General features: G+C 67.8%; 23 protein-coding genes. 7 read left to right on the forward strand and 16 right to left on the reverse strand.

The features are described from left to right. Nucleotides 1-27 precede the first annotated feature (27 nt). From CDO81_RS02315 to CDO81_RS02355, 9 genes are all read right to left on the reverse strand, one after another. A complete protein-coding gene (locus CDO81_RS02315; RefSeq protein WP_088481529.1) occupies nt 28-1,341 on the reverse strand; it encodes a TRZ/ATZ family hydrolase in 1,314 nt (437 codons plus the stop codon). Nucleotides 1,342-1,361: 20 nt separating this feature from the next. Next, complete coding sequence (locus CDO81_RS02320) at nt 1,362-2,285, reverse strand: ribokinase (protein WP_088481530.1); 924 nt, start codon at nt 2,283-2,285, stop codon at nt 1,362-1,364. 73 nt (nt 2,286-2,358) lie between these two features. Next, entirely contained in the window at nt 2,359-3,669 is a 1,311-nt protein-coding gene (gltA, locus tag CDO81_RS02325; protein WP_088481531.1) for a citrate synthase, read from the reverse strand. Nucleotides 3,670-3,697: 28 nt separating this feature from the next. After that, nucleotides 3,698-3,973, reverse strand: coding sequence for an FAD assembly factor SdhE (locus CDO81_RS02330; protein ID WP_088481532.1), 276 nt, complete (start codon nt 3,971-3,973; stop codon nt 3,698-3,700). Nucleotides 3,974-3,978: 5 nt separating this feature from the next. Further along, nucleotides 3,979-4,680 carry a succinate dehydrogenase iron-sulfur subunit gene (locus tag CDO81_RS02335; protein ID WP_088481533.1) on the reverse strand — a complete coding sequence of 234 codons (702 nt, stop codon included), beginning with the start codon at nt 4,678-4,680 and terminating at the stop codon, nt 3,979-3,981. 28 nt (nt 4,681-4,708) lie between these two features. Then, the gene (gene sdhA, locus CDO81_RS02340; protein ID WP_088481534.1) at nt 4,709-6,499 is read right to left on the reverse strand and encodes a succinate dehydrogenase flavoprotein subunit; all 1,791 of its coding nucleotides are present in this window, start codon (nt 6,497-6,499) and stop codon (nt 4,709-4,711) included. Next, entirely contained in the window at nt 6,499-6,858 is a 360-nt protein-coding gene (gene sdhD, locus CDO81_RS02345) for a succinate dehydrogenase, hydrophobic membrane anchor protein (RefSeq protein ID WP_088481535.1), read from the reverse strand. The genes sdhA and sdhD overlap by 1 nt, the downstream gene beginning before the upstream one ends. Before the next feature lie 23 nt (nt 6,859-6,881). After that, nucleotides 6,882-7,310 (reverse strand): succinate dehydrogenase, cytochrome b556 subunit, encoded by a 429-nt coding sequence (gene sdhC, locus CDO81_RS02350; RefSeq protein WP_088481536.1) that lies wholly within the window; start codon nt 7,308-7,310, stop codon nt 6,882-6,884. Between the two features lie 94 nt (nt 7,311-7,404). After that, the gene (locus CDO81_RS02355) at nt 7,405-8,121 is read right to left on the reverse strand and encodes a GntR family transcriptional regulator (protein ID WP_088481537.1); all 717 of its coding nucleotides are present in this window, start codon (nt 8,119-8,121) and stop codon (nt 7,405-7,407) included. Between the two features lie 91 nt (nt 8,122-8,212). Here CDO81_RS02355 and CDO81_RS02360 point away from each other — a divergent pair, with 91 nt between their 5' ends. Next, the gene (locus CDO81_RS02360; RefSeq protein ID WP_088481538.1) at nt 8,213-9,199 is read left to right on the forward strand and encodes a malate dehydrogenase; all 987 of its coding nucleotides are present in this window, start codon (nt 8,213-8,215) and stop codon (nt 9,197-9,199) included. A 79-nt stretch (nt 9,200-9,278) separates the two neighbouring features. On the opposite strand, the gene CDO81_RS02365 is transcribed toward CDO81_RS02360, so the two are convergent. Further along, the gene (locus CDO81_RS02365) at nt 9,279-9,905 is read right to left on the reverse strand and encodes a PEP-CTERM sorting domain-containing protein (RefSeq protein ID WP_158218139.1); all 627 of its coding nucleotides are present in this window, start codon (nt 9,903-9,905) and stop codon (nt 9,279-9,281) included. A gap of 80 nt (nt 9,906-9,985) precedes the next feature. Next, entirely contained in the window at nt 9,986-12,418 is a 2,433-nt protein-coding gene (locus tag CDO81_RS02370) for an alpha-amylase family glycosyl hydrolase (protein ID WP_158218140.1), read from the reverse strand. A 199-nt stretch (nt 12,419-12,617) separates the two neighbouring features. Here CDO81_RS02370 and CDO81_RS02375 point away from each other — a divergent pair, with 199 nt between their 5' ends. The 6 genes from CDO81_RS02375 (at nt 12,618) to acnB (ending at nt 18,481) form a co-directional block, all read left to right on the forward strand. Beyond that, nucleotides 12,618-13,325, forward strand: a complete 708-nt coding sequence (locus tag CDO81_RS02375; protein ID WP_144397117.1) for a hypothetical protein — start codon at nt 12,618-12,620, stop codon at nt 13,323-13,325. Between the two features lie 13 nt (nt 13,326-13,338). Next, on the forward strand, nt 13,339-14,343 hold the full coding sequence (locus CDO81_RS02380; protein WP_088481542.1) for an HpcH/HpaI aldolase/citrate lyase family protein: 1,005 nt from the start codon (nt 13,339-13,341) through the stop codon (nt 14,341-14,343). Nucleotides 14,344-14,499: 156 nt separating this feature from the next. Next, nucleotides 14,500-15,075, forward strand: a complete 576-nt coding sequence (locus CDO81_RS02385) for a hypothetical protein (protein WP_088481543.1) — start codon at nt 14,500-14,502, stop codon at nt 15,073-15,075. Nucleotides 15,076-15,182: 107 nt separating this feature from the next. Further along, the gene (locus tag CDO81_RS02390; RefSeq protein WP_088481544.1) at nt 15,183-15,458 is read left to right on the forward strand and encodes an AbrB/MazE/SpoVT family DNA-binding domain-containing protein; all 276 of its coding nucleotides are present in this window, start codon (nt 15,183-15,185) and stop codon (nt 15,456-15,458) included. Next, nucleotides 15,455-15,862, forward strand: a complete 408-nt coding sequence (locus CDO81_RS02395; protein WP_088481545.1) for a type II toxin-antitoxin system VapC family toxin — start codon at nt 15,455-15,457, stop codon at nt 15,860-15,862. The genes CDO81_RS02390 and CDO81_RS02395 overlap by 4 nt, the downstream gene beginning before the upstream one ends. 21 nt (nt 15,863-15,883) lie before the next feature. Next, the gene (acnB, locus tag CDO81_RS02400; protein ID WP_088481546.1) at nt 15,884-18,481 is read left to right on the forward strand and encodes a bifunctional aconitate hydratase 2/2-methylisocitrate dehydratase; all 2,598 of its coding nucleotides are present in this window, start codon (nt 15,884-15,886) and stop codon (nt 18,479-18,481) included. A gap of 81 nt (nt 18,482-18,562) precedes the next feature. Here acnB and CDO81_RS02405 read toward each other — a convergent pair whose 3' ends face one another. The 5 genes from CDO81_RS02405 to CDO81_RS02425 form a co-directional block, all read right to left on the reverse strand. After that, the gene (locus tag CDO81_RS02405; protein WP_144397118.1) at nt 18,563-19,540 is read right to left on the reverse strand and encodes an ankyrin repeat domain-containing protein; all 978 of its coding nucleotides are present in this window, start codon (nt 19,538-19,540) and stop codon (nt 18,563-18,565) included. Beyond that, nucleotides 19,533-20,102, reverse strand: coding sequence for a sigma-70 family RNA polymerase sigma factor (locus CDO81_RS02410; RefSeq protein ID WP_088481548.1), 570 nt, complete (start codon nt 20,100-20,102; stop codon nt 19,533-19,535). Before CDO81_RS02410 ends, CDO81_RS02405 begins: the two co-directional genes overlap by 8 nt. 50 nt (nt 20,103-20,152) lie before the next feature. Continuing rightward, nucleotides 20,153-21,001 (reverse strand): hypothetical protein, encoded by an 849-nt coding sequence (locus CDO81_RS02415; protein ID WP_206602056.1) that lies wholly within the window; start codon nt 20,999-21,001, stop codon nt 20,153-20,155. Nucleotides 21,002-21,138: 137 nt separating this feature from the next. Next, nucleotides 21,139-21,411, reverse strand: a complete 273-nt coding sequence (locus CDO81_RS02420) for a flagellar basal body rod protein FlgC (protein WP_088481549.1) — start codon at nt 21,409-21,411, stop codon at nt 21,139-21,141. A 115-nt stretch (nt 21,412-21,526) separates the two neighbouring features. Next, nucleotides 21,527-22,459, reverse strand: coding sequence for a GGDEF domain-containing protein (locus tag CDO81_RS02425; RefSeq protein ID WP_158218142.1), 933 nt, complete (start codon nt 22,457-22,459; stop codon nt 21,527-21,529). Nucleotides 22,460-22,520: the final 61 nt, after the last annotated feature.

Here is a 22,520-nt window from a genome sequence, read left to right on the forward strand (position 1 = left end):
CCGCGGGGCGAGACTGGGCGGCGCACCTCATTTCTCGGCCTTCATGCGCTCCACCATCTCGCGCACTTCGCCCAGCAGGGCTGGCACGTCGATGGTGGTGGTCTGGCGGTCGCGCAGCACCTGGCGGCCGCCGACCCAGACGTTGCTGACATGCTCGCGGCCCGCCACGTAGACGAGCTGTGCCGCGGCGTTGTAGACCGGCTGGCACTCGGGGCTGTCCAGCGACACCGACACCACGTCAGCCAGCTTGCCCACTTCCAGAGAACCCAGGTCGTCAGCCCGGCCCATGGCCTTGGCGGCACGAAGGGTGGCCATCTCCAGCGCCGTGCGGGCCGAGGCCACGGTCGGGTCACCCGTCACGCCCTTGGCCAGCAGCGCGGCTGAGCGGATCTCACCGAACATGTCCAGCCGGTTGTTGGACGCGGCGCCGTCGGTGCCCAGGATGGTGTTGACGCCCGCAGCTTCCAGTGCCTTGAGCGGCATCACGCCCGAGGCCAGCTTGAGGTTGGAGTTCGGGTTGTGCACGAGGTGCACGCCCTTCCTGGCCATCAGCTCGATCTCCGCCTCATCGAGGTGGACCATGTGCACGGCGATCATGCGCTCGCTGAAGAGGCCGAGCTTGTCCAGCCGCGTGATCGGGCGAACGCCGTGCGCCTTCAGGCCATCGCTCACCTCACCCGCGGTCTCGTGGATGTGGCAATGCATCTGGATGTCGAGCTTCTCGGCCAGGTCGCGCAGCTTGATGAAGGTCTCGTCCGAGACCGTGTAGGGCGCATGCGGCGCGCTGGTCCAGTCCAGCAAGGCTTCACCCTTGTATTGCTCGTAGGCGGCCACGCCCTTGGCGATGTAGTCGTCCGGGCCTGAGGCGTAGCCCGTGGGGAAGTCGATCACGTTCATCGACACGGCGGCCCGCACGCCCGAGTCGATGGCGGCACGTGCCATCGCGGTCGGGAAGAAATACATGTCGTTGATGTAGGTCGTGCCGCTGCGCAGGCCTTCGGCGGCGGCGAGCTTGGAGCCGAGGTAGGTCCAGGCTTCGCTGACCCACTTGCGCTCGAGCGGCCAGATGTGGTTTTGCAGCCAGTCCATCAGCGGCACGTCGTCAGCCACGCCGCGCAGCAGCGTCATGGCCGAGTGCGCGTGGCCGTTGATCAGGCCAGGGATGAGGATCTGCTCGGGCAGTTCGACGCGGGCGGCCTGCGGGTACTGGGCCAGCAGCGCCTCGCGCGGCCCGACGGCGGCGATGCGCTCACCGTCGATCAGCAGCGCATGGTGCTCCAGCGTGTCTTCGCCGGGCTTCATGGTCAAGATCCAGCGGGGCAGCAGCAGGGTTTGGGACATCGCTTGTTCTCCTTGTGGGTTCAGTTCGCCTGCGCGAGGCGTTGTTCGACTTCGGCGCGGCGGGGCATCGCATCCTGCACGCCGGCGCGGGAAACGGCCAGTGCCGCGGCAGCCTGGGCGAAAGCCAGGGCCTGGTCGATGGCTTGGCCCTCGGCCAGTGCGGTGACGAGAGCCCCGACGAGGGTGTCGCCCGCACCAACCGTGTCGACCGCCTTCACGGGCAGCGCGGGCACGCGGCGGGTGGCCTGGTCATCGACCCAGCACAGGCCCTCCGCACCGAGCGACACCAGCACCGCGGACGGGCCGTGCGCGCGCAGTGCCTGGGCCAAGGCCTCCGGCTCGGCCGCACGGCCACCGAGCGTGGTGACCAGGGCCTGCGCTTCCAGGGCGTTCACGACGAGCACGTCGGCATGCCGCAGCAGGGCTTCGCAGCCGGCGCGGTAGGGCGCGGCATTCAGCAGCGTCTTGACGCCGGCCGCGCGGGCGCGCTGGAAGGCACGGGCGACGCTCTCCAGCGGCAATTCCTGCTGGGCAACCAGCCAGCGCAGGCCGGCCACCTCCAAGGCCTCGACCTGCGCCAGCGGCAGCGTGCCGTTGGAGCCCGCCACGGTCACGATCTGGTTCTCCGCGTCCTCGGCGCCGACAACGATCAGGGCCACGCCCGGCACCTCGTCCGCCGGCTGCGCAATCGCACGGGTGTCCACGCCCTCGGCCTGCAACTGCGCCACCATGGACGCGCCGTTCTCCAGCAGGCCCACCCGCGCAGCCAACGCCACGCGCGCGCCCAGGCGCGCCGCCGCAACGGCCTGGTTGGCGCCCTTGCCCCCCAGGCATGAACCGAAACGCTGGCCGCGCAGGGTCTCGCCCGGGAGCGGCAGGCGCGGCGCATGCACGATCAGGTCACGGTTGACGCTGCCAAGGACGAGGATCTCTGGTGCGGACATCAAGGCTCCGAAATGAAAGAACCCCTCGGGGCTGCCGAGGGGTTCGCTGAGGCGAGGGCCGATCGGCCGTCGATCAACGCTGGCCGATGGGCTTCACGTCGCGCGGGGCGGCGCCCACGAACAGCTGGCGCGGGCGGCCGATCTTGTACTCGGGGTCGCCGATCATCTCATTGAGCTGGGCGATCCAGCCGACCGTGCGGGCCAGCGCGAAGATGGCGGTGAACAGCGGCACCGGGATGCCGATGGCGCGCTGGACGATGCCGGAGTAGAAGTCGACGTTCGGGTAGAGCTTGCGGGCGACGAAGTACTCGTCTTCCAGCGCGATCTTTTCCAGCTTCATGGCGAGTTCGAACAGCGGGTCGTTCTGCAGGCCCAGTTCGTTCAGCACTTCGTGGCAGGTCTCGCGCATCAGCTTGGCGCGCGGGTCGTAGTTCTTGTAGACGCGGTGGCCGAAGCCCATCAGCTTGACGCCGGAGTTCTTGTCCTTGACCTTGCTGATGAAGTCGCCAATGCGAGCCACGCCGCCCTGCTTCTGGATGTCGCCCAGCATGTTCAGGCAGGCCTCGTTCGCGCCGCCGTGAGCCGGACCCCACAGGCAGGCCACGCCGGCTGCAATCGCCGCGAACGGGTTGGTGCCCGACGAGCCGCACAGACGCACGGTCGACGTGGAGGCGTTTTGCTCGTGGTCGGCGTGCAGCGTGAAGATGCGGTCCATGGCGCGCACCAGCACTTCGTTGGGCTTGTAGTCCTCGCACGGCGTCGCGAACATCATCCGCATGAAGTTGCCGGCGTAGCTCAGGTCGTTCTTCGGGTAGATGTAGGGCTGGCCGATGGTGTACTTGTAGGCCATGGACACGAGCGTCGGCATCTTGGCGATCAGGCGGATCGCCGCGATCTCGCGGTGCTCGGGGTTATTGATGTCGGTGCTGTCGTGATAGAAGGCCGACATCGCGCCCACCAGGCCCGTCATGACGGCCATCGGGTGGGCGTCACGGCGGAAGCCGCGCAGGAAGAACTGCATCTGCTCATTCACCATCGTGTGGTGCATGACCTTGTATTCGAAGTCAGCCTTCTGGCTTTCGTTCGGCAGCTCTCCGTACAGCAGCAGGTAGCAGGTCTCGAGGTAGTCGCAGTTCACCGCGAGTTGCTCGATGGGGTAGCCGCGGTAGAGGAGCTCACCCTTGTCACCGTCGATGTAGGTGATGGTGGAATTGCACGACGCCGTCGACAGGAAGCCCGGGTCGTAGGTGAACTTGCCGGTCTGGCCGTACAGCTTGCGGATGTCGATCACATCCGGGCCGATGGTGCCCTTGTACAGGGGCAGGTCCATCGAGGGGCTGCCGTCGGAGAACGACAGGGTGGCTTTCACGTCGGACGGGGTCATGGTTCAGTCCTTAGGGTTTTGAAAAGCATCAGGTGCGCAGGTCGGCGAGGACCTGGCGCACCGCGGCGGTGTCGATTTCACCACTGGGTTCCTTGCGACGGAGCAACAAATCGAGGAGATCGTTGTCCGCCAGGTCCATCAGCATCGTCAGCCCTTCAGCTTGCGTGATGCTGATGCCGGACTCGGCATGCCGCGTAAAGAATCGTTCAATCAGGAGGTCGTTCTCCAGCAGGCCGCGACGGCAGCGCCAGCGCAGCTTGGACAGCGCACGCTCGTCGATCAGCGGGGAGGCGACTTCGGTCATGAGCGTCAGACGGCGCGGCGCACCATCAGTTCCTTGATCTTGCCGATCGCCTTCGTGGGGTTCAGGCCCTTGGGGCAGACGTCCACGCAGTTCATGATGGTGTGGCAACGGAACAGGCGGTACGGGTCCTCGAGGTTGTCCAGGCGCTCATTGGTGGCTTCGTCGCGGCTGTCGGCGATGAAGCGATAGGCCTGCAGCAGACCGGCCGGGCCGACGAACTTGTCGGGGTTCCACCAGAAGCTCGGGCAGCTCGTGGAGCAGCTCGCGCACAGGATGCACTCGTACAGGCCGTTGAGCTCGTCGCGCTCCTCGGGCGACTGCAGCCGCTCGGTATCCGGCGGGATGTTGTCGTTGACGAGGTAGGGCTTGATCGAGTGGTACTGCTTGAAGAACTGCGTCATGTCGACGATGAGGTCGCGCACGACGGGCAGGCCCGGCAGCGGCTTAAGCACGATGGTGCCCGGCAGCGTGCGCATGTTCGTCAGGCAGGCCAGGCCGTTCTTGCCGTTGATGTTCATGGCGTCGGAGCCACAAACGCCTTCACGGCAGGAACGACGGAAGGACAGGCTGGGGTCGACGGCCTTGAGCTTGTTCAGGGCGTCCAGCAGCATGCGCTCGGAGCCGTCCAGCTCGACCTCGAGGGTCTGCATGTAGGGCTTGGCGTCCTTGTCCGGGTCGTAGCGGTAAATCTGGAAGGTGCGCTTCATGATCTTGGTGTCCTTGCTCGGCCGGCCGTCAGAAGGTGCGGACCTTCGGCGGGATCGATTCGACGGTGAGCGGCTTGAGGTTCACGGGCTTGTAGTCCAGGCGGTTGCCTTCGGAGTACCACAGCGTGTGCTTCATCCACTCTTCGTCATTGCGGCCATTCGGGTGGGCGGGCGTGTCGCCGTAGTCGTTGACCGTGTGCGCGCCGCGGCTCTCCTTGCGGGCCGCAGCCGACACGATGGTGGCCTGGGCCGCCTCGATCAGGTTCTCGACTTCAAGCGCCTCGATGCGCGCGGTGTTGAAGACCTTGGACTTGTCCTTCAGCGTGATGTTCTTCACGCGCTGGGCAATCTCGGCGATCTTGGTCACGCCTTCGTCCAGCATGGCTTGCGTGCGGAACACACCGGCGTGCTGCTGCATGGCGGCGCGCAGGTCGTTGGCGACGTCTTGCGCGTACTCACCGCTGGTGCTGGCATCCAGGCGGGCCAGGCGCGCGAGCGAGCGGTCAGCGGCATCGGCTGGCAGCGCCTTGTGCGAGCGCTTGCCGAGATCCGCAGCCACCAGGTGGTTACCGGCGGCACGACCGAACACGAGCAGGTCGAGCAGCGAGTTCGTGCCCAGGCGGTTGGCGCCGTGCACGCTCACGCAGGCGCATTCGCCGACCGCGTAGAGGCCGTTGATGACTTCGTTGGGGTTGCCGTTTTTCGGCGCGACCACCTGACCATGGATGTTGGTCGGGATGCCCCCCATCTGGTAGTGGATGGTCGGCACCACGGGGATCGGCTCCTTGGTGATGTCGACGTTGGCGAAGTTGTGGCCGATCTCCAGCACCGACGGCAGGCGCTTGGCGATGGTGTCGGCACCCAGATGGGTCATGTCGAGGTTGATGTAGTCCTTGTTGGGACCGCAGCCGCGACCTTCCTTGATCTCCTGGTCCATGCAACGCGAGACGAAGTCACGCGGTGCCAGGTCCTTCAGCGTGGGGGCGTAGCGCTCCATGAAGCGCTCGCCATTGGCATTGCGCAGGATGGCACCTTCGCCGCGGCAGCCTTCGGTCAGCAGCACGCCAGCGTTGTGCACGCCGGTGGGGTGGAACTGCCAGAACTCCATGTCTTCCAGCGGGATGCCGGCGCGCGCCGCCATGCCCAGGCCGTCGCCCGTGTTGATGAAGGCATTGGTGGAGGCCGCGAAGATGCGGCCAGCGCCGCCGGTCGCCAGCAGGACGGTCTTGCCCTGCAGGATGTGCACGTCGCCGGTTTCCATTTCCAGCGCGGTCACGCCCACCACGTCGCCTTCGGCGTCGCGGATCAGGTCCAGCGCCATCCACTCGACGAAGAACTGCGTGCGGGCCTTCACGTTCTGCTGGTAGAGCGTGTGCAGCATCGCGTGGCCGGTCCGGTCGGCCGCGGCGCAGGCGCGCTGCACGGGCTTCTCGCCGTAGTTGGCGGTGTGGCCGCCGAAGGGGCGCTGGTAGATGGTGCCGTCGGCGTTGCGGTCGAACGGCATGCCGAAGTGCTCCAGCTCGTAGACGACCTTGGGCGCTTCACGGCACATGAACTCGATGGCGTCCTGGTCGCCGAGCCAGTCGGAGCCCTTGACGGTGTCGTAGAAGTGGTAGTGCCAGTTGTCCTCGCTCATGTTGCCGAGCGAGGCACCAATGCCACCTTGCGCGGCCACGGTGTGCGAGCGGGTCGGGAAGACCTTGGACAGCACCGCCACGTTCAGGCCGGCGCGGGCCAGCTGAAGCGAGGCGCGCATGCCGGAGCCACCGGCCCCGACGATGACCACGTCGAACTTGCGGGTCGAAATCTTTGCCGTCATCACAGTCTCCACAGCACCTGGATGGCCCAGCCGGCACAGCCGAGCAACCACACGATCGAAAACACTTGCAGGGCCAGTCGGATGCCGACCGGCTTGATGTAGTCCATCCAGATGTCGCGCACGCCCACCCAGGCGTGATAGGTCAGCGACAGGATGGTGACGAAGGTCAGGACCTTCATCCATTGCTGGGAGAAGATGGCCGCCCAGCGGTCATAGCCCAGGGCGCCGGGCATCAGCACCTGCACCAGCAGAGCCACCGTGAAGAGGGCCATCAGCACGGCCGTCACGCGTTGGGCGAGCCAGTCGCGCAGGCCGTAGTGCGCGCCCACGACGAGGCGCTTGGAACCGAAAGTGCTCATTTCTAGTTGTCCTTCGGGAGAGATCAGTACAGACCGAACAGCTTGGCGCCGAGCGCCAGCGTCAGCAGCACGCTCAGGGCGAGCGTGATGACGGCCGAGCTGTGGCCCTGGGCCTTGCTGACGCTGTGCGTCGCGTCCATCCAGAGGTGGCGCACGCCGGCGATGAAGTGGTGCAGATAGGCCCAGATCAGGCCCAGCGTCACCAGCTTCACGAACCAACCGGGCAGACCCGCCGCGCCCGCGACGAACACGTTGGTGAACGCGTCGTACGAGATCTCAGAGCTGAGGCTGTTGTCCAGCATCCAGACCACGAAGGGCAGGAGCAGGAACATCACCACGCCGCTGATGCGGTGGAGGATGGAGACAATGCCGGCAGGCGGGAGGCGGTAGCTGACGATTTGCGTGACGTGGATATTGGTGAAGACCGGGCGGGTCTTTGCTCTGTCCGTCATGGTCGAAGCCTGCGTAATCAGTGTGAAACCGAAAGATTCTAGGGCCTAGATCAATGCCGAGCTTCGCGGTTGCTGCACTGCGGCATTGTCAGATTCAGTTCAACTGGTTGCGGTAGTGGTCCGCTTCCGTGTGGTAGAGGCCCCGGCGGAGTTCGACCGGTCGGTCCCCGTACGTGAAGGCCACGCGGTCGACGCTGAGCAGAGGGGCGCCCCCTTGCAAACCCAGCAGCGATGCGGCCTCCGCACTCGCGGCCACGGCCCGAAGCTTCTCTTCGGCCCGCACCATGTGGACACGATACCTCTCCTCGAAAAGCGCGTAGAGCGTACCGGGGTATTCGTTGATGATCTCGGCGCTCAGCCCGGCGAAGTGGCGCTCCGGCAGCCAGAGGTCATCGAGCACCACCGCGCGCTCGCCACGCAGCAGCAGCCGGCGCACCTCGATGACCGGCTCCGACGTGCGCAGATGCAGCGCCCGCGCCGTCTCGGCACTGGCCCGCGCCCGGCGGCAGTGCACCAACTCGCGCCGAAAGCCCACGGTGCCGTCGTCCGCGACAAGGCGCAGGAAGCGGTAGGCATCGCGCGGCGCGGTATGCGTCGCAACGAAGGTGCCCGCACCCTGACGGCGCTCCACCACGTGCGCCGCCGTCAGCTCGTCCAGCGCACGGCGCACGGTGCCAGGGCTTGCGTGGAAGCGCTCGGCCAACGCCGCCTCGCTGGGCAGCGCATCGCCCGGGCGCCACTCGCCCTCGGCCAGCGCGGCGACGATCAGTTGGCGGATTTGCTCGTACAACGGCGCGGCGGACTTGGGCATGCGCGCATTGCAGCACAGGGTATGCCCGTACACTCAGCAGGATTCGCCCAGAATTTCCCCAAGTTTCTCAACTGCCCCTTCGGAGACTTCCATGAGCAAGAAACCCGTTCGCGTCGCCGTCACCGGCGCTGCTGGCCAGATCGGCTACGCCCTGCTGTTCCGCATTGCTTCCGGCGAAATGCTGGGCAAGGACCAGCCCGTCATCCTCCAGCTATTGGAGATTCCTGACGAGAAGGCTCAGAACGCGCTGAAGGGCGTGATCATGGAACTCGAAGACTGCGCCTTCCCGCTGCTGGCCGGCATCGAAGCCCACAGCGACCCGATGACCGCCTTCAAGGACACCGACTACGCCCTGCTCGTCGGCGCCCGCCCGCGCGGCCCCGGCATGGAGCGCGCCGACCTGCTGGCCGCCAACGCCCAGATCTTCACGGTGCAGGGCAAGGCCCTGAACGCGGTGGCCTCGCGCAACGTCAAGGTGCTGGTGGTGGGCAACCCCGCCAACACCAACGCCTACATCGCGATGAAGTCGGCGCCGGACCTGCCAGCCAAGAACTTCACCGCCATGCTGCGCCTGGACCACAACCGCGCCGCCTCGCAGATCGCAGCCAAGACCGGCAAGGCCGTCGGCTCGATCGAAAAGCTGGCCGTGTGGGGCAACCACTCGCCGACGATGTACGCCGACTACCGCAACGCCACCATCGACGGGCAGCCCGTCAAGGCGCTGATCAACGACGAGCAGTGGAACCGTGAGGTCTTCCTGCCCACGGTGGGCAAGCGCGGCGCGGCGATCATCGCCGCCCGCGGCCTGTCGTCGGCCGCCTCGGCCGCCAACGCCGCCATCGACCACATGCGCGACTGGGCCCTGGGCACCAACGGCAAGTGGGTCACGATGGGCATCCCGTCCGACGGCTCCTACGGCATCCCGAAGGAAGTCATGTTCGGTTACCCCGTCACCTGCGAAGGCGGCGAGTACAAGATCGTGCAGGGCATCGAGATCGACGCCTTCTCGCAAGAGTGCATCAACAAGACCCTGAAGGAACTGACGGACGAGCAGGACGGCGTGAAGCACCTGCTCTGAAGACATTGCCTCCGTGCGGCGCCGCTACCATGCGGCCCGAGACGAACGGCAAGGGCTGCCCCAGCGGGCAGCCCTTTTTTCATGTGCGGCGCGAACGCCGCATCCAGGCGATCACGCCCATGCCGGCCAGCAGCAAGCCCAGGCTGCTGGGCTCCGGCACGGGGCTGACGACCGAGAAGGTGGCGGTGAACGGATTGGCAGCCGACCCCGACAACTGCTGCCCCGCGCTGGTGAAGGCGGTGAAGTAGACGTCCAACGTGTGCGTACCCGCCGCGACGCCGGACAGGAAGTTCGGCGCACTCGTGAGGCTCGCCCAGCGCTGGTCACCCGCGTTGCCGAAGCTGTTGCCTGCGCGGTCTTGAAACGTGGCGTTGGAGGTGAAGTTGATGGCCACGCTCTGGTAGGCACCTCCGTCGACACGCCAGTTCAGCACGCCGCCCGTGACGTCGCTGCCGCCGTTCTTCCAGGTGAGCAGCTCAGCACCCGACAGCGTGGCCGTGGCACCCAGCTGAAAGCTGCCCAGGCTCGCGCCGTTGAAGCTGGTCAGCAGGCTGCTGCCGGGCTGCAGGCCGCCGAACCAGATCGGGGTGGCAGCTCCATCGCCATCGGGGTCGATGGCCAGGTAGCTGCCGAACACGCCGGTGGCCGCTGCGGCCGGCAGCGCAGCCGCCAACAGCAGGGCGCACAGGCCCAGGGTCTTGTTCATGTCTGTCTCCTCGTTTCTTGTTTCGTCAGCCTCTGGGGTCGTGGTGCCAGCGCGCGAGGCCAGCCGCGCTGGCTTGCAGGTCATCGGGCGATGAACACCGCCAGCGAGCGGGGATTGACGCGGTAGGTGGCGTTCTCGCCGCCCACGCAGCTGGTGGCAGCGAGGTCCACCTGATTCGGTCCCTCGGCCCAGCTGGCGGTGTCTGTCACGCGGCACCAGGTCGTCTTGCCGGCACCCGTCCAGGGCAAGGTGAAGCTGCGATTCACGCTCTCGGCGTTGTAGAGCACGAGCACGGTGTCGCCGCCGCCCAGCTCGCTGCCGTCGTAGCGCCAGGCCAGCGTGCGGTTCTGTCCTGCGGCATCCGGCTGATTCACGGTCGCTTGCCACCAGCTGCTGTCACTGCTGTTGGTGCGGTAGCTCTTGTCGGCCCCAAACCAATCGAGTGGCGCCATGAAGTTGCCGTTGCCGTCCGCCGTGGCGTAGAAGTTCTCGGGGCGCAGCGCCGGCTGGTTCTTGCGGAACTGGATCATGGCCTTCGCAAACGCCCGGAAATTGGCTTGTTCGGTCGTCAGGTTCCAGTTCAGCCAATTGCCGGAGGCGTCCACGTTGTAGGGGTTGTTGTTGCAGTTCAGCCCACGCAGGAACTCGTCGCCCGCATTGAAGATGGGCACGCCCGCCGACAGCATCAGCAACGCAAAACCGGTGCGCGCCTGCTGGCGCTGCAGGCTGGCGTCGTTGCCGTTGTCCCAGGAGTCCTCATCGGCGGTGCCGCCGTCGCTCGGCCCCATCGGCCAGCCTTGGCTGATGTTCTGACCATTGCAGGCATAAAGGTCTTTCAGCGTGAACCCGTCATGCACGTTCAGGAAGTTGACCGAGAACGCGGGCTTGCCACGGCCGTCGCCTGCATCGCCATACAGATCGGGTGAGCCCGCGATACGCGCCGCCAGCCGTCCGCGAGTGGCATCGGCGTCTTTCACGCCGTACTTGTTCTGCGCACGACGCACGACGTCGCGAAAGCCTCCGTTCCATTCGCTCACCCCCGCGGGCATCTGCCCCAACTGGTAACCCTGACCGCCGGGCGCCAGGCCCCACGGCTCGCTGGACATGAACACGCCCGGGTTGGCCGCCACGGCTCGCGCCAGCGCCGTGTCGGCGTTCTGGCGGTCGAAGTAGAAACGCTGGGGATCGTTCGGGCTGCTGTCGTTGTCGTAGGCATTCACCAAGGCAATGCCCAGGTCAAAGCGAAAGCCGTCCACGCCCAGTCGCTGGCGCTGGTAGGCCAGCGAATGCAGAACCAGGTCCCGAGCCCGCGGATGGCGGGCATTGAGCGTGTTGCCCGTGCCGGTAATGTCGTAGTACCAGACGCGGTCGGTCGCCGTGCCGGGCGCGCGCGTCAGCAGGTAGTAGGTCGCGTTGTCCAGGCCCCGCAGGCTCCAGAGGTTGGCCTTGGACGGATCGGTGTTGCTCCAGGTGCCGCCTTCGGCAGTGTGGTTGTAGACCACATCAGTCACGACCTTGATGCCCGCATCGTGGAACGCCTTGACCATGGCCGCGAACTCCCGCGTGGGCCCGCCGATCGTCTTGTCGCAGGCGTAGCGGCGGTCAGGCGCAAAGTAGTTGAGGGTCATGTAGCCCCAGTAGTTGTCGCCCTTCGTGGTGGTGGCGGAGCGCTGCGAGGCTGCATCGGTCATGTCGTTGGCGTCGTTGTCGGTTTCATGGATCGGCATGAACTCGATCGCCGTGATGCCCAGGTCTCGCAGCTGCGGGATCTTGGCCACCGCGCCCGCAAACGTGCCCCGGCAGGCACCCACGCTGGCGTCACCTTGCGTCAAGCCGCGCACATGGGCTTCGTAGATCACGTCGTCTCTGATGGCACGGGGCGGCTTGGTGCCGGTGTCCAGCGCCGCAAAGCCGGCGCCGTAGGGCATGGCCACCACGCCCTTGGGTGCCACCGCGCCACTGTCCCGGGCGCGATCCCCGGCGCCGGAGGCATAGACCGCGCCGTCCGTCTGCTGAGGCGTGACGGCGGCCGAGACGTAATCGTGCGTGACCTCCAGCGCGTATGGGTCCAGCAGCAACTTGTTGGGATTGAAGCGGTTGCCCGAGGTGTCGACATCGGCCAGGAAGCCCGCCTCGCTACCAGGGACCCAGCCGCTGACGTAAGGCCAGTTCGGCCCCCAGGCCCGGTAGCCGTAGAAGATGTTGGTGAAGAGCTTGGCGGGGTTCAGCGGATCGATGTCGAACCCCAGGTTGCGCAGCGTGGTCACGGGCACCAGCACCTGCCACACCGAGGTGCCAGGCAATCGGCTCATGGCGTAGCGGGCCACCGGCGGCGCCCCGTAGGACTGCCGGTACAGCGCCACTTCCAGCCGCGTCGCGTTCTGGGAGAACACCCGAAAGCTCACCGTTGTGCCGTTCGCGGCCAGCTGGCCGCCGAGTTGATCGGCACCACCGGGCGCTTGCGCCAGGGCAGGCCGACCCAGCGCCAAGCTCGCAATCAGCAGACACCCCATCCAGCCCATGAGGCGCCAGCACCTTTGCCAACCGGGATCGTGACGATTCATAGATGTAGTTCCGCTACTTTTTGATAAGCCAGAGACTGCCCGCCAGCCATAAACAACCCCGCTTTTAGTGGTGCGACGGCCGTTTCAGTCGTGAATGCCACACTTTGGTCGCCCTTCACAAAAACTAGTTTTACTAGATGAGCCGGCCATGACACCTCTCCACCCAATAGCGGGGATCTCCGCCCTTGCCCTCGGTCTGCTGCTGGCCGCGACGCCTGCCGCGGCCGTGACCGTCACCGAAGCCGAGGGCGACACCGCCGCGCAGGCCCCGATGGGGAGCAGCAGCTACAGCCGCTTTGACACCGACTGGTTGAGTGACGCCACGCTCGCGTTGTTCGCCACCGGTGGCACCAGCCCGCTGTTCGCGACGAGCAGCACGGTTGAGGTGCGCTACCTGGGCACCCAGGCGACCCGCGAAGCCAGCTTGTCCTTCCAGGGGCCTGCGCTGTTCGACACCCGCAGCGGCTGCAACTTCGCCACGGCGCTGGTGGACGAGTTCTGCCTCATCGACAGCATCGGCACGGCGCGCACGCTGGGCGACCTGGCCACCGGCACCACGCTGGACTTCACCTTGACCGCACAGCCCCAACCCCTGGGCAGCCCAATCGATCAGCGCGCCTCGGCCGAGAGCTTTTCCAGCCTGGCCTCCGCCCGCTGGATCGATCTCGGCGGCGGCCAGTACCTGCTCGGATTCGAGGAAGGAAACGACGCGAGCTACAACGACATGGTCTTCCTGGTGAGCGGCGCGACGGCCACGCTGCCGTCGCCCGCCCTCCCCGTGCCGGAGTTGCCGACGGGCTGGCTGCTGGCCGCGGGCCTGGCCGCGCTGGCTTGGCGCCACCACACCCGGCGCTGAGTAAAGTGGCGCCATGAGCGCCCTGCCCCCGCACCCTCGCCAGGCCCTGTTCGGCCACACCGACCTCCGCCCGCTGCTGCCCGCAGTCGACCACTACTGTGGCGTTGAGGCCCGCATGCGCAAGAGCCTGGCGCTGCAGGCCGAACTGGGCCCGGTCTTCGACATCACGCTGGACGCGGAAGACGGCGCCCCCGTGGGTGGCGAAGCCGAACACGCCGCACTCATCGCCGAACTGGCGACCAGCGAAGCCAACCGCTTCGGGCGCGTCGGCGCACGCGTGCACCCCTGGGGCCATGCCGCCTTCGAGGCCGATGTCGACACCTTGATCGGCCAGGCCGGCCACCGCCTGGCCTACTTGATGATTCCCAAGCCCGACAGCGCCGACGACGTCGAACGCGCCGTCGCCGCCATCGATGCGGCCTGCGCCCATCACGGCCGGCCGCCACTGCCACTGCAAGTGCTGATCGAGACCCACGGCGCCCTGCGCGACGTGTTCCGCATCGCCGCCCACCCGCGCATCGAATCCCTGTCTTTCGGCCTCATGGACTTCGTGTCGGCGCATGGCGGCGCGATTCCGAAGATGGCGATGGAGCTGCCCGGGCAATTCGAGCATCCGCTCGTCGTGCGCGCGAAGCTGGAAATCGCGGCCGCTGCGCATGCCTACGGCAAGGTGCCGTCCCACTGCGTGGTGACCGAGTTCCGCGACACCACCCGGCTGGCTGCGGCCGCACGGCGTGCCGCGCATGAGTTCGGCTACACGCGCATGTGGAGCATCCACCCCGACCAGATCCGCCCCATCCTGGAGGCCTTCGCCCCGGGGGCCGACGAAGTGGCAGAGGCTGCCGAGCTGCTGCTGCAGGCCCAGGCCGCGCAGTGGGCGCCGATCTCCTTCCATGACCGACTGCACGACCGCGCCAGCTATCGCTACTTCTGGACGGTCCTGGAGCGTGCCCAGCGGACCGGGCGGGCGCTGCCGGCGGCGGCCCAGCAGGCTTTCTTTACGGGCAGCTCCGGGTAAAGCACGGGGTAAACCCACCCACGCCGCGCAGACAATCGACACACCTGCTCACCGACAAACGCCGGCTGCAACGCCATGATGCAGTGCTGGCCGCGGCTCGGTAACTCCGTTTCACGCGGCTGCCTGCACTTACCTCCAACTCTCGCGCCCACCCCGATGTCCACCTTCACGCTCCGCGGCTGCACCGCCGCCATCGTCCTCTGCGCCGCCCTGCCCGCCCTGGCCCAGACTGCGCCGGCCAAGCCCGCCGCCAAGTCGGCCGCGAAGGCCGCTGCCAAGCCGCTGGCTGCTGCCAAGAAGACGCCGCCCCCGCCGCCCGAGCCGGTGCTGACCGATGCCGACGAAACCCAGCTCGCCGCGGCCGAACGCGCCTACCTGGGCGAGTACGCCTGCGAGTTCAAGGAATCGGTCAACATCGAGAAGCACCCGAAGGTGGCCGGCTACATCAACGTCGCCTGGAAGAAGCAGGTCATCACGATGAAGCCCGTGCTGTCGTCCACCGGCGCACTGCGGCTGGAGGACGTCACCGGCCGCACGCTGATGATCCAGATTGCCAACAAGTCCATGCTGCTGGACACCAAGATCGGCCAGCGCCTGCTGGACGACTGCGTCCACCCCGAGCAGGCCAAGCTGATGGCCGCCGCCAAGGCCGCCAAGCTGGCCGACCCCGAGGGCGATGCCGCCGCCCAGGCGCGCAATGGCCTGGGCATCACGCCCACCGGCAGCAAGTGAGTCATCTCGGTTGAAACCCGCGGATCGGGTATGTAGAATGAATGCATACTTTCTGATGCATACCTGAGCCGCACCGCCTCTGGCGCGCCTCAGCCGCTGGAGGCGCCATGGAAGCCACCGTTGCCGAACGCGGGCAGATCACCCTGCCCAAAGCCGTCCGAGACGCCCTCGGCCTGACCAAGGGCACGACGCTCAAGGTCGAGCTTGACGGTGGTCGCATCATCCTGCGCAAGAACGTCGACGACGCCCTCGCCAAGCTGCGCGGTCGCTTCAAGCTCGATGGCTTCGCCAGCACCGACGACGCCATGCGGGCCATCCGCGGCCACGCGCCGGGCGACCCCTACCTCCCCCCTGAATCCGAGCCGGAAGGCGACGCGCCTTGATCGCTGCCGACTCCTCGGTGCTGATCGACGTCATTGCCGGCAGTGATGACGCAAGCGCCGCCTCGGCCGAAGCCGTGCGCCAGGCGCTGCGGGTCGGCCCGGTCGTGCTCAGCGAAGTCGCCCTGGCCGAGATCTGCACGGCCTTCCAGGGCGGCTCCGAGGTGCTGCGCTTTCTCGAAGACCTCGGCATCCGCTTCGACGCGATGGAAGCCAAGTCGGCCCTGCGCGCGGGCGAGATGCAACGGCGCTACCGCCAGCGCGGCGGCAACCGCAGCCGCACCGTGGCCGACTTCCTCATCGGCGCACACGCCATGATGCAGTGCGATGCACTCATCACCCGCGACGCCGGCTTCTACCGCGACTATTTCAAGGGCCTGCGGATCATCGTCCCGGCCCACCCCTGAGTTGTTTCACTGGAGAACTCCATGCTCACCGCCTACCGCCAACACGCCGCCGAACGCGCCGCCCTCGGCATCCCGCCCCTGCCCCTGGACGCCAAGCAGGTGGCCGAGCTGATCGAGCTGATCAAGAACCCGCCGGCCGGTGAAGACGCCTTCCTGCTGGACCTGCTCACGCACCGCGTGCCCCCGGGCGTGGACGATGCCGCCAAGGTCAAGGCCAGCTTCCTGGCGGCCGTGGCGCACGGCGACCTGAAGGTGGGCCTGATCTCCAAGGCCAAGGCCACCGAGCTGCTGGGCACCATGGTGGGCGGCTACAACGTGCATCCGCTGATCGAGCTGCTGGACGACGCCGAAGTCGCCGGTGTCGCCGCCGAGGGCCTGAAGAAGACCCTGCTGATGTTCGACTACTTCAATGACGTCGCCACCAAGGCCAAGGCTGGCAACGCCAAGGCGCAAGAGGTGATGCAGAGCTGGGCGAACGCCGAGTGGTTCACCACCCGCCCCGAAGTGCCCAACAAGATCACCGTCACCGTCTTCAAGGTGCCGGGCGAGACGAACACCGACGACCTGTCGCCCGCGCCCGATGCCTGGAGCCGCCCGGACATCCCGCTGCACTACCTGGCCATGCTGAAGAACACGCGGCCTGATGCTGCCTTCAAGCCCGAGGAAGACGGCAAGCGCGGCCCGATGCAGTTCATCGAGGACCTCAAAAAGAAAGGCCACCTGGTGGCCTACGTGGGCGACGTGGTGGGCACCGGCTCCAGCCGCAAGTCCGCCACCAACAGCGTGATCTGGGCCACGGGCCAGGACATCCCGTTCGTGCCGAACAAGCGCTTCGGCGGCGTGACGCTCGGCGGCAAGATCGCGCCGATCTTCTTCAACACCCAGGAAGATTCCGGCTCGCTGCCGATCGAAGTCGACGTCTCCAAGCTGGAGATGGGCGACGTCATCGACGTGCTGCCCTATGACGGCAAGCTCGTGAAGAACGGCGAGACGGTGGCCGAGTTCAAGCTCAAGAGCGACGTGCTGTTCGACGAAGTGCGCGCCGGCGGCCGCATCAACCTCATCATCGGCCGCTCGCTGACCGCCAAGGCGCGTGAGTTCCTGGGCCTGCCCGCCTCGACGCTGTTCCGCCTGCCGCAGGCCCCGGCGGCGTCCAACGCCGGCTTCACGCTCGCGCAGAAGATGGTCGGCCGCGCCGTCGGCCTGCCCGAGGGCCAGGGCGTGCGCCCGGGCACCTACTGCGAGCCCAAGATGACCACGGTCGGCTCGCAAGACACGACCGGCCCGATGACCCGCGACGAGCTGAAGGACCTGGCCTGCCTGGGCTTCTCGGCCGACCTGGTCATGCAGTCCTTCTGCCACACCGCGGCCTACCCCAAGCCCGTGGACGTGAAGACCCACCGCGAGCTGCCCGCCTTCATCAGCAACCGCGGCGGCGTGTCGCTGCGCCCGGGTGACGGCGTGATCCACAGCTGGCTGAACCGCCTGCTGCTGCCCGACACGGTCGGCACCGGTGGCGACTCGCACACCCGCTTCCCCATCGGCATTTCCTTCCCCGCTGGCTCGGGCCTGGTGGCCTTCGGTGCCGCCACGGGCGTGATGCCGCTGGACATGCCCGAGTCGGTGCTGGTGCGCTTCAAGGGTGAGATGCAGCCTGGCGTCACGCTGCGCGACCTGGTGCATGCCATCCCGCTGTACGCCATCAAGGCCGGCCTGCTGACGGTCGCCAAGGCCGGCAAGAAGAACATCTTCTCGGGCCGCATCCTCGAGATCGAGGGCCTGCCGGACCTGAAGGTCGAGCAAGCCTTCGAGCTGTCGGACGCCTCCGCCGAGCGCTCCGCCGCCGGCTGCACGATCAAGCTCAATCCCGAGCCGATCAAGGAATACCTCACCAGCAACGTCGTGCTGATGAAGAACATGATCGCCGACGGCTACGCGGACGCGAAGACCCTGCAGCGCCGCATCGAGAAGGTCGAGGCCTGGCTGGCCAAGCCCGAGCTGCTGGAAGCCGACAAGGACGCCGAGTACGCCGCCGTCATCGAGATCGACCTGGCCGACATCAAGGAACCCATCGTCTGCTGCCCGAACGACCCGGACGACGCCAAGTTCCTGTCCGACGTCGCCGGCACCAAGATCGACGAGGCCTTCATCGGCTCATGCATGACCAACATCGGCCACTTCCGCGCTGCGGCCAAGCTGCTGGGCGGCCAGCGCGACATCCCGGTCAAGCTGTGGGTCGCGCCGCCGACCAAGATGGACCAGAGCGAGCTGATCAAGGAAGGCCACTACGCCGCCTTCGGCACGGCCGGTGCCCGCACCGAGATGCCGGGCTGCAGCCTGTGCATGGGCAATCAGGCGCAGGTGCGTGAAGGCGCCACCGTCATCTCCACCTCCACCCGCAACTTCCCGAACCGCCTGGGCAAGAACACCAATGTGTTCCTGGGCTCGGCCGAGCTCGCCGCCATCGCGTCGCGTCTGGGCCGTCTGCCGACCAAGGAGGAGTACCTGAAGGAGATGGGCGTCATCGATGCCGACAAGGCCAGCGTCTACCGCTACATGAACTTCGACCAGATCGAGGAATACGCGGAAGCCGCCAAGGCCACCGCGCCGGCCTGCTGAAGCTGAGCAGCGCTGCTGCCCGCGAGCCCGCCAGGCGCAAGCCTGGCGGGCTCTTTTCATCGGCGCCTGCGCCGCGCAGCATCAGCCTGGCGGCAGGAGGTCCAGCAGGTCGGCATGGCCCTGGTCGAGGGCGTGGTCGACGGCGCGCCAGCCCTTGGCATCGCGGTCCGCCGGGCGCGCACCTTCAGCCAGCAGCAGCGCCACCAGCGCCCGCGAGCCGCCACGGGCCGCCAGCATCAAGGCCGTGCGGCCCTGCGGGTCGCGGGCGTGCACCGACACGCCCGCCTGCACGGCGGCACGCACGCCGGTGATGTCGCCGCGGGTGATCGCCTCCAGCAGGGCCGCGGGACCGGGCTGCACGTCTGATCCAGCCGCCTCGGGGATGGCGGGGGACGCGGCCAGGCTGTTGGCGAAGCTCGACGCCTTGGCCCGCGCATGCCATGCATTCGACCGCTCCGCCAGTGGCGCCGGCAGGACCGCAGCCGGGGCCGCAGGAGCTGAAGTGACGGGTGCAGCGGGCGCCGCAGCGGTGGGCGTCTCGGCACTTGCCACCAGCCCGCCAGCGGGCGGCGGCGCTGCGTCTGCAATGACCACCGGCGCGGCGGGCGCGGTCCGCGCCGGCTGATCTCGCCGCGGCGCGGCCTTGGCCGCTGCAACGGGTCTGTCCCGGCGAGCTGCAACGGGCGGCGCCTCCGTGCGTTCGGCCTGCGCCACGACGACCGCGCTCGGCGCCGCCGATGCCGCGGGCGCCGAAGCCCCCGCCACGAGGCGTGGGTCGGGCCCCGATGACGCGCCGGTGCCCCGGCCCTTGAGCACGACAAGAACGGTCAGCATCAACCCCGTCGCCACCAGCGCCCAGACCCACGTCGACGCCCACGGCGTGGCCGCGTTGGCCAACACGTTCGGCGCCACGACGCTCGGTGCCGCAGCGTCGGGCCGCGGCAGGGCCGCCATCAACCGCGCCCGGCGGGCATCGCGGCCGGCGTCGTCGGCCAGCAAGGCCTCGCGGTAGGCGGCCTCGGCGCGTTCATCCAACGGGCTCGGCACCGGGTCAACCATCACGCCAGGCCCTCAGGCGATGCCGCAGCGCGTCCCGCGCATAGCGCAGGCGGGTCTTGGCGGTTTCCAAGGGCGCTTGCGTCACCTCCGCCAGTTCGGCCAGGCTCAGTTCCACCACGGTGAACAGCACAAAGGCCTCGCGCTGCTCCACCGAAAGCGCCATCAACTCGCGCTCCACGGCTTCCACGAGGCGCTTGCCGGCCAGGGCCCGCTCGGGCGCGAGCACCCCCGAGGCGAGCCCGTCGGGGTCGACGTCGTCGTCTCCCGCCGGGCGCGACGGGCGCCCCCGGAGATGATCCAGCACCTGGTTGCGCAGCACCGTGTAGAGCCACGTCGAGAAGCGCGCCTTGCCCGGCGCAAAGCTCGAGGCCTTGGCAGCCACCGCGAGCCAGCCGTCCTGGTGGAGGTCCTCCACCGTCGCGCGGTCCGTCGGGTGCAGCATCTGGCGCACGAAGGCGAAGGTCTTGCGGTCATGGCGGCGGTACAGGCGGTCGAACGCCCCCACATCGCCGCGCAGATAGCTGGCGATGAGGGCTTCATCGGCGGGTTCGCTCTCGGCCATGCGGCGCGGATGCTACGCCGGCGGACACGGTGGCTTCATCGGGCGCAGCCTCACCAGCGCGCCGGCGGGTCAGGTACATAGCCACCCCGGCTGTCCGGGAAGGCCCGCGGCAGCGTGGCCACCGTACGCGGCATGATGCCCGCGGCCACGAGATTGGCCTGGCTGTCATAGAGCACCTCCAACAGCTGCTCGGGCCGCGTCGTGCGGCGTCGGAAATCGACACGGGTGATGGGCGCCCATTCCGCCGCGCCATGGCCCGTGCCCAGTTTGGCCCGGGCCGCGTTCTCGGCCAAGGGCGCCGCAGCGTCAGCCGCCGCGCTGCGGCCCAGGGGTGCCAGCGGCGCGAGCGGGCTCGGCATGGCAGGCATCGCCGACACGGGCGGCGGCGGCGCCTCGGGCACAGCCACCGGTGGCGCGGGCGGCACTTCGCGGAACACGGCCGCCCCCACGACGCCGACGTTCGCCGGCCGGCCCGTGCGCGCTGCGTACGAGTCGCCCAGCGATGTGAACTCGAAGGCCGCGATGCGATCGTCACTCTTGCGCCAGCCGGCAATGTCCGTCGTCTCCCACGGGCCGAGCACGTAGCCGGTCTGGCCGAAGCTGGCGGTGTCGCCCGTGATGGCGTTCACCCCGTCGACCGACAGCACCACCAGCACCCGCTCGCCGGTGCGGTTGCTCAACCGGATGGCGTAGCGCGCCCCTGGGCTGCCGGGGCTGTAGCGCCGGCCGGCGCTGGCGTACTGCGCCAGCACGCTGCCGCTGTCACGGTCCACCAACTGGAGGTCCAACAGCGGCGGCATGGCCGCCGTGGCGCAGCCGGCATGCAGGCTGGCGAGCAGGGAAACGGCCGCCAGCTGACACAGGGCGGCGCGGCGAGGGAGAGAGACCGGTGAGCGCATGGCGATCCTTCGCAGGGTGTGGGGTCCTCTGCTTGTACGCAGCCGCCGTCAAAACAGGGTGATCAAGGCAGCGCGCCGTCGGCGCCGGGCAAAGAAAAAGCGGCCCAGGGCCGCTCGTTCATCGCACGCCGGGCCGCTCAGGCCTTGATGTCCAGCAAGGCGCCCGTGGTGTTGAGCTGGGTCTGGAGCACCTTCAGGTTGGCCACGAACGCATAGGCGGCCGACTGCTGCTCCACGATCTCATTGGCCGGGTTGATCTCGCGCGCCGGCACCTTGTCGACATTGGTCGGCTCCACGCTCTCGCGAGACTGGCTGCTGGCGGCCATGTTGGCGATGTTGGACGCCGACGCGCGCAAACGCTCGTTCGCGGCCGAGATGCCGGACAGGGCGGTGGAGATGGCGACGTTCATCGGGGTTCAGTTCAGCAGCGCTTGAGCCGTACATCGGCAGGCGGTGGCCGAACTTTAGAACAACCGGCGAAAAAACCCGCATTTCGGGGGATGGGTACCCCCGCGGTTCGTGAAATCAGCCCGCCAGCTCTTCGTAACCGCCGGCCGAGACGAAGACGCGCACGCTGTCGCCGCCGGCCGCCTTGGCCTCGGTGCAGGCCAGGGCGGCGGCGCCGAGCACCGCATCCACGCTGGTCAGCGAGGGCTGGATCTGCACCACGCCCAGCGACGCCTTCACCCGAGTGCGGTGCAGGCCCCAGCGCAGGCGGTAGCTGGCCACGGCGGAGCGCACCTTCTCGGCAATGATGTGGGCGTAGTGCTGGTCGCAATCAGGCAGCAGGATGGCGAAGTGGTCGTCTTCCAGGCGCGCCACCAGGTCCGACGCCCGCACCTTGCCGATCAGCATCTGGCCCAGGCCGTACAGGAAATGGTCGCCCACCTCGGGGCCCATGCCCTGGATGACCTCGCCGAACTTGTCGACATCCAGCCACAGGATCGACACCGGCTCGTTGCGACGGCTGCCGACATGCTCGGCCAGGCGGCGCTCGAACTCTCGGCGGTTGGCCAGTTCGGTGACCGCATCATGCTTGGCCGTCCAAGTCGGCTGCAGACGCTGGGCGCGGGCTGCCGTCACGTCTTCCACGATCCAGAGCGCCTCGCCCTGCGGCGCCTCCCAGTGCACGGGCGTCGCCTGCAGGCGGCCCCAGAAGCGGTGGCCGTCGCGCTTCACGTACTCGATCTCTTCGTCCAGCGGCCGGCCCGCGGCAAAGGCGGCAGCGGCACGCTCGTTCAGGCCCGAAAAGGCCAGGTCGGTGGTGTGCACGACACGGGTGGACTGGCCGGCCAGGTCGGCGTCATCGCCGAAACCGAACAGGTGATTGAACTCTTCGCTGACCACCTCGAAGCGCTGGCCGGCCACGAAGGCCACCGCAGTCGGGGCCCGAACCATCAGGGCGCGCAGGCGGGCAGCCGTGGTGTCGTTGGGGGAGGCAGGGGCGGCGCTGTTCATTCGGGTCTCCAGGGTCAGTCTCCTACACCCGACTATCGCAGGAGTCATCACTTTCGGCCAT

Source organism: Roseateles puraquae, assembly GCF_002205845.1.
In the GTDB taxonomy this organism is placed as follows: domain Bacteria; phylum Pseudomonadota; class Gammaproteobacteria; order Burkholderiales; family Burkholderiaceae_C; genus Pelomonas; species Pelomonas puraquae.